A 215-nucleotide genomic window follows, 5' to 3' on the forward strand; every position below is an offset into this window, starting at 1 on the left:
TCAAACTGGTGATAGGTATTCGTTGTCCATTCAATACTTGAACCGCCTTCTGGTACTTCCCCCATTCGGTTCCATGTTCCATTACTTTGATTGCTATCAAACATGGTCAAGATTTCCCCGTTATCTAATTGTAGGGAAACGGGATTGTTTGATGACTGGGATTCATATCTTACTGCTGATTCAAATTCAACCATTTTCTTATCCGGATCAATCGT

At 40.0% G+C, this 215-nt stretch carries 1 protein-coding gene; it reads right to left on the bottom strand.

From position 1 onward, the window contains the following. The coding region (locus tag AB1471_RS18225) for a hypothetical protein (protein ID WP_367781118.1) at positions 1–215 on the bottom strand (215 nt) is incomplete at both ends.

It is taken from the genome of Jeotgalibacillus marinus, from assembly GCF_040801915.1.
Lineage (GTDB): Bacteria > Bacillota > Bacilli > Bacillales > Jeotgalibacillaceae > Jeotgalibacillus > Jeotgalibacillus marinus.